We start from the raw sequence: 5,906 nt of genomic DNA, 5'->3' as shown, positions 1-5,906 counted from the left end.
TGACTTCCGTCGTTCCCGACAGCGGTTTCCGCCTACGGCTGGGTGGCGTGGGTGTCAGGCCTCCTGGAGTGGCCGTGAGCGGCCGTTTTCACTGGAGATGGGGCCCGAACCGCGCTGGATGCCGGTGGTGCGTGGTGGCAATCGCGTCATTGGTTCTGGCAATCGTGCCGTCGGTTTCCGCCCGTCCGGTTGTGGCCCCTGACCGCGGTCGCCTACCGTGCAGGACGTGAACCCGCACGGGGCGAAGCGCCTGATCACAGGTCATGGCGGCGTCTCGTCCGACCGGAATCCCGGCACAGCCCGACCGTCGCTGGCAGCCTGACCGTCACTGGCGGCCGGCCGCGGCACGACGGCCGGTTTCCCATGGCCGATTCCACGCTGATGAGGGGCTTACATGTCCGTACGTGGGACCGATGGTAACGCCGCCACCGACAGCCCGGCCGGGCAGCCGCCGGAGCTGGTGACGCCGGAAGCGATTCATGTCACGACCGGCGACAACGTGACCTTCGTGATCCGGCTGCTCGAGCACGAGGACCCGACCGTCCCGGTCGTGCTGATCCTGCCGGCCATGGGGATGAAGGCGAAGTTCTACCGGCCGCTGGCGAAGGCGCTGTCCACCGCCGGCCTGTCCGCCGCCACCTGCGACCTGCGGGCCCAGGGGGAAAGCACACCGGGCCTGCGCGAGCAGCCCGGCTTCGGCTACCGCGAGCTGCTGGAGGTGGATCTCCCGGCGGTGCTCGCGGCGCTGCGGGCGCGCCTGCCGCAGGCGCCGGTGTACCTGTTCGGGCACAGCCTCGGCGGCCAGCTCGCGCTGCTGTACACGGCTTCGGCGCCGAAGGAGATCGCTGGCGCCTGTGTGATCGCGACCAGCAGCGTCTACTGGCGGTCCTTCGCCCGCGGGCGCCGGCTCGTCGCGCTCTGGCAGGGGCAGGTCATCGGCCTGGTGTCCCGGATCCGCGGGTACTGGCCGGGCGGCATGGTGATCCCCGCACCGATGGCCGGCGGTGTGATGACCGACTGGGCCCGACACATCCGCAACGGCCGCTACCAGCCCCGCGGCAGCAAACGGGACTACAACGAGGCGCTGCGCACGTTCGACCTGCCGGTGCTGGTGATCTCGATAGCGGGCGACCCGCTCGGCCCGCGTCCCAACGTCGACTTCCTGTGCGGCAGGATGCGCGCCGCCCAGGTCACCCGCTGGCACATCGAGGACGGCTCCGGGGTGGCCGTCGACGACCACTTCGCCTGGATCAGAAGCAGCGGCGTCATCAGCTCCGCGGCCGCCGCCTGGATCACCAGGGGCGCCCTCCCCGCACAGGCGTGACAGCCTGTTCTCCAGGCTGGGCCCGTTCCCCGCGCCCGGGCGTCCGCACCGCGTGGGCACGGCGGGCACCGGGCTCCCGCCGGCCCCTGGCCCCTGGCCGCTGGCCCCTTGGCCGCTGGCCGCCGGCCGCTGTGCTCCAGCGCCGATCGCCGGGATCCGCCGGCCGCCGGATCCCGGCATGATGGCCGCGTGATGGCTGCGGGTGGCCAGCCGTCGCGGTGCCGGCCCCGGCCGTAGTCTGGGCCAATGGTCAACCGTCTGTACTTTCGTCAGTTGCTGTCCGGACGTGACTACGCGGTCGGCAACCCGGTGGCAACCCAGATGGTCAACTTCACCTACCTGATCGGGGACCAGGAGACCCGGGAGGCGGTGGTGATCGACCCGGCGTACGCGGTCGACGATCTTCTCTCGGTGCTGGCCGACGACGGGATGCGGCTGACCGGCGCCCTGGTCACCCATCACCATCCCGACCATGTCGGCGGCGCGATGTTCGGTTTCGTCCTGCCGGGCCTGCCGGAGCTGCTCGCCCGCGTCCAGGTCCCGGTACACGTGCAGCGGGACGAGAGCGAGTGGGTGCGACGCTCCACCGGCCTGTCCGCCACCGACCTCGTCGGCCACGACCACGACGACGTGCTCGACGTCGGCGCCGTGCCCATCCGCCTGCTGCACACCCCCGGACACACCCCGGGCAGCCAGTGCTTCCTGGTGGACGGCCGGCTCGTCGCCGGCGACACGCTCTTCCTGGAAGGCTGCGGACGCACCGACTTCCCCGGCGGCGACCCCGACGCCATGTACGCGAGCCTGCAGCAGCTGGCCGCGCTGCCCGACGACACCGTTGTCTACCCCGGCCACTTCTACTCGGCGCGGCCCAGCGCGCCGATGTCGGCGGTGCGCGGCGGCAACGCGGTGTTCCGCCCCCGTTCCGTCGAACAGTGGCGGGCCTTCTTCGGCGGTGGATGACCACGCCCGCCGCCCGTATGCTCGACCACCCGTCCCGGCCCTGACCGCGCGGGCGTGCCCCCACCGGCCGCCGCGGCCGCGCGGCACCACCCGGCCGAACCGAGAGAACCGAGAGAGAAGCACATGACACGCACCGCTGTGAACCGTTACGTCCTGCCCAACATCATCGAACGCACCTCCCGCGGCGAATACGGGATGGACCCCTACTCCAAGCTGCTGAAGGAACGCATCATCTTCCTCGGCACGCAGATCGACGACGTTTCCGCGAACGACATCATGGCGCAGCTGCTCTACCTCGAGGGCGAGGACGCCGACCGCGACATCTCGCTCTACATCAACTCCCCGGGCGGCTCGTTCACCGCGCTGATGGCGATCTACGACACGCTGCAGTTCGTCCGGCCCGACATCCAGACCCTCTGCCTCGGGCAGGCTGTCTCCGGGGCGGCCGTCCTGCTCGCGGCCGGGACACCCGGCAAGCGGTTCGCCCTCGGCAACAGCCGGATCCTGCTCGACCAGCCGTCCAGTCAGAGCCAGGGGCAGTCGAGCGACCTGGAGATCCACGCCCGGGAGATCCTGCGGATGCGGGAGCTGCTGGAGACGATCCTCGCCCGACACACCAACCGGAGCCCCGACCAGATCCGCCGGGACGTCGAACGCGACAAGATCCTCGACGCGAACGAGGCGGTCGAGTACGGCCTCGTCGACGAGGTCATCCAGAGCCGGAAGAACTCGCTGCGACAGGCCGCCTCCGAATAGCGGCACGGTACGTACGGGGCCGCGGCGCGGCGCTCCGCCGCCTACCGCGCCACCCGCCGCCCTACCGCATTTTCGGGACCGGGCCCCGCGCCGCCCGGCGGCGTTCCGGGGCGTCACAGCGGCTCCGTGACGCTGGCTCCCGCGAGGCTGGCTCCCGCGAGGCTGGCTCCGTGACGCTGGCTCCGCGGCGCTCTACAACGGCTCGCCGGGGATGCCGAGGTATTCCCGGCGGAGGGTTTCGACGATCGGGTGGCCGGCCGCCAGTTCCCGGCCGTCGACCGCGGCGATCGCGCGTACACCGGCGGCCGCGTTGGTGGCGAACGCGGCCCGCATGCCGGCCAGCCCCTGCCGGTCGACCGGTGCGACGGTCGTGCGTCCGTGCGTCCGCTGGAGCAGCCGCATGGTCACGCCGCGCAGGCAGTCCGCGGCAGGCCAGATCACGTGGTCGCCGTCGAAGAAGCCGACGTTCCAGGTGGCACCCTCCGAGACGAGCCCCGCCGGAACGCCGCTCCCCGTGCCGCCGCTCCCCGAGCCCGGGCCCTCCCCGCCCGGGCCCTCCCCGCTCGGGCCTTGCAGGGCCGGGCTTTCCGAGGCCAGCCCCTTCGGGGCGGCTCGACCCTCCGAGGCCGGGCCCTCTGGTGCCGGGCCTTTCCCCGCGGGAGCGGCGGCGCCGGGGGCGGTGTGGGTGTGGGTGTCGGTGAAGAGGACGTCGTCGAAGCCGTCGAGCTGCGCGGCACGGCGATGGCGCAGCGCGTCGAAAAGACCCACGTGTTTGACCGCCGGCATGCTCCGGCGGTAGGCGACCGAACGGACGCGCAGCGGCGGCAACGGCGTGGCAGGCGCCGGCCTGATGTTCACCAGGACGTGCGGCTGCGCCCGCACGCCCGGATGCCCCACATCGAGCGCCGGGTCGAAGACGGTTATCCGGACCACGCAGGAGCCCGTCCCGATGGGGCGTGTCGCCCGGCGGACGAGATGGCGGACCCTCTCGACGTCCAGGTCGGCGTCGAAGAGCAGCCCGCAGTCGTGGGCCAGCCGCTCCAGGTGCAGCGACAGCCCGCGCACCCGCTGGCGCTCGACCCGCATGGTCGTGAAGTGGCCGTAGTTCGTCAGCGCCAGCACGGCAAGATCATTGATGTCGGGCGGCGCGCCGTCCAGCTCCATCACGGGCAGCAGTCTCCCACCCGGCAAGCCGCATGATCGACGCACCGGGCCGTCCATGACAACAAGGCCTTCCCTGATGGAAAGAAGACTTTCCATCTCGCCGGCATCTTCGGCCTGACCATCGAGGAAATCTTCCTCTTCGACCGGCCAGGGACGGGAACCGGCACCGGCCCGCCCCGAGCCCCCCGCCCCGAGCCCGCTGGGCCCGGCCCCCGCGCATAATCCGCAACCGGTTCCCGGTGAATGTGACGGATATCGAATCCGGGCCGGTGCGTCCCGGGCGTGATGTGCCCCGCATCGCCGCGATCGCGATTACCCGCGGTTTGCCACGCGATTGTCTTAGATCAACGGACGTCGCCCAGCAGAGCAGACTCAGGGTAGGTGAAGGTCACAGTGGGTGAGGTCACAGCGGACCAGGAAAGCTCCGGCACCGGGAGAGCACAACACACAGCTCCCGGAGCGGTAACCGGCGAGAACCCCTGGCGATCCGTATCACGCCCAGCCCGGCGGGGACGGCGGCTGCGCGGCGCTGTCGCCGGCTGCGCGGTGATAGTGGCCGGAGCCGTCGGCCCGGCCTCCGGCATCATCGGCACCAATACCGGGACCGGCGGGCCGGGCGGCGGTGCGAACCCGCCGGCCGCCGCCCGGGCGGTTCAGACCTTTACCATTCCGCATGCTTTTACCGCCGCCGGCGGGCCGGTTCCCGCGCAGCTGTCGGCGGCCACCGACCGGGTGCTTCCCGGTGTGGTGAGAATTTTTTCCAGGATCACCTCGCGGAACGTCTCCGCCGCGGGCACCGGTATGGTGCTGAACTCCGCCGGTGAAGTACTCACCAACAACCACGTCATCGCGGACGCCGACGCCATCACCGTCACCGTCGCCAGCAGCGGCCGTTCCTACCAGGCGTCGGTCGTCGGGGCGGACACGACCGACGATGTGGCGGTCCTGCGGCTGTGGGGCGCCTCCGGGCTCGCCGCGGTCCCGATCGGCGACTCCTCACGGGCCGGGGCCGGTGACGCCGTCGCCGCCATCGGCAACGCCGACGGCGGGGCGCCCGAGGTCGTCTCCGGCAGGATCATCGCGCTCAACCAGAGCATCACCGCGACCGACTCCGACGGCGGCAACCCCGAGGACCTCTCCGGAATGATCAAAACCGATGTCGCCATCAGGCCCGGGTTCTCCGGCGGCCCGCTGGTCAGCGCGGCCGGTGAGGTCATCGGGATGGACACGGCGGCGACCGTCTTCAACGAGTACCTGCCGGCCGGGCTGCGGGCCGGATACGCCATCCCGATCAGCCACGCGATCTCGGTCGCGAGCTCGCTCACCACCGGGAAAAGCACCGGGAAAACCGCTTCCACCGCCGCGGCACACCTGGAGGGCGCCAGCGACGCTCGGAGTGGCATCGGCGTCACAACGGACGTCAGGCCGGCCCGCCTGACGTTGGGCGGCGGCTCCACGCGCGCCCCGGGAAGTGCTCCGCTCGCCGGTGGGCACGAGGCCGGCGGGCACGAACGCGACCGGCGTGCTGGCGTGCTGTCGTCGGCATCCGGCCTGTCGAGGACGACGGGCAGCTCACCGGCGGGCGCGCCGGGACCCGGTGCGCCACGACCCACGCGGCCCGCCCACCCGGCCCCGGAAGCCGCCCTGACCCGCCGCGGCAGGCGTCCCGCCAGGCCCCACCGCCCACGCTGACCCCGCCCAT

Annotated in this window: 5 protein-coding genes; 4 read left to right on the top strand and 1 reads right to left on the bottom strand. The window is 71.8% G+C overall.

The features are described 5' to 3' along the window. Positions 1-394: 394 nt before the first annotated feature. The 3 genes from NBW84_RS18395 (at position 395) to NBW84_RS18385 (ending at position 3,040) form a co-directional block, all read left to right on the top strand. Positions 395-1,324 carry an alpha/beta fold hydrolase gene (locus tag NBW84_RS18395; RefSeq protein ID WP_250285974.1) on the top strand — a complete coding sequence of 310 codons (930 nt, stop codon included), beginning with the start codon at positions 395-397 and terminating at the stop codon, positions 1,322-1,324. Between the two features lie 246 nt (positions 1,325-1,570). Beyond that, positions 1,571-2,284 carry an MBL fold metallo-hydrolase gene (locus NBW84_RS18390; protein ID WP_250285972.1) on the top strand — a complete coding sequence of 238 codons (714 nt, stop codon included), beginning with the start codon at positions 1,571-1,573 and terminating at the stop codon, positions 2,282-2,284. 123 nt (positions 2,285-2,407) lie between these two features. Beyond that, positions 2,408-3,040, top strand: coding sequence for an ATP-dependent Clp protease proteolytic subunit (locus NBW84_RS18385; RefSeq protein ID WP_250285971.1), 633 nt, complete (start codon positions 2,408-2,410; stop codon positions 3,038-3,040). Between the two features lie 192 nt (positions 3,041-3,232). Here NBW84_RS18385 and NBW84_RS18380 read toward each other — a convergent pair whose 3' ends face one another. After that, positions 3,233-4,204 (bottom strand): aminotransferase class IV, encoded by a 972-nt coding sequence (locus NBW84_RS18380; protein WP_250285979.1) that lies wholly within the window; start codon positions 4,202-4,204, stop codon positions 3,233-3,235. Positions 4,205-4,750: 546 nt separating this feature from the next. Here NBW84_RS18380 and NBW84_RS18375 point away from each other — a divergent pair. Beyond that, positions 4,751-5,896: a trypsin-like peptidase domain-containing protein gene (locus NBW84_RS18375; RefSeq protein ID WP_250285969.1), complete on the top strand. Its 1,146-nt coding sequence runs from the start codon at positions 4,751-4,753 to the stop codon at positions 5,894-5,896. The last annotated feature ends 10 nt before the right edge of the window (positions 5,897-5,906 follow it).

Origin of the sequence: Protofrankia sp. CiP1_Cm_nod2 (assembly GCF_920664355.1) — a bacterium.
GTDB lineage: Bacteria > Actinomycetota > Actinomycetes > Frankiales > Frankiaceae > Protofrankia.
This window is presented reverse-complemented; position numbering and strand designations above follow the sequence as displayed.

Bases quoted from the DNA above. Each gene is read 5' to 3' on its own strand.
- NBW84_RS18380 (WP_250285979.1), bottom strand. From the start codon at position 4,204: ATGGAGCTGGACGGCGCGCCGCCCGACATCAATGATCTTGCCGTGCTG.
- NBW84_RS18395 (WP_250285974.1), top strand. From the start codon at position 395: ATGTCCGTACGTGGGACCGATGGTAACGCCGCCACCGACAGCCCGGCC.
- NBW84_RS18390 (WP_250285972.1), top strand. From the start codon at position 1,571: ATGGTCAACCGTCTGTACTTTCGTCAGTTGCTGTCCGGACGTGACTAC.
- NBW84_RS18385 (WP_250285971.1), top strand. From the start codon at position 2,408: ATGACACGCACCGCTGTGAACCGTTACGTCCTGCCCAACATCATCGAA.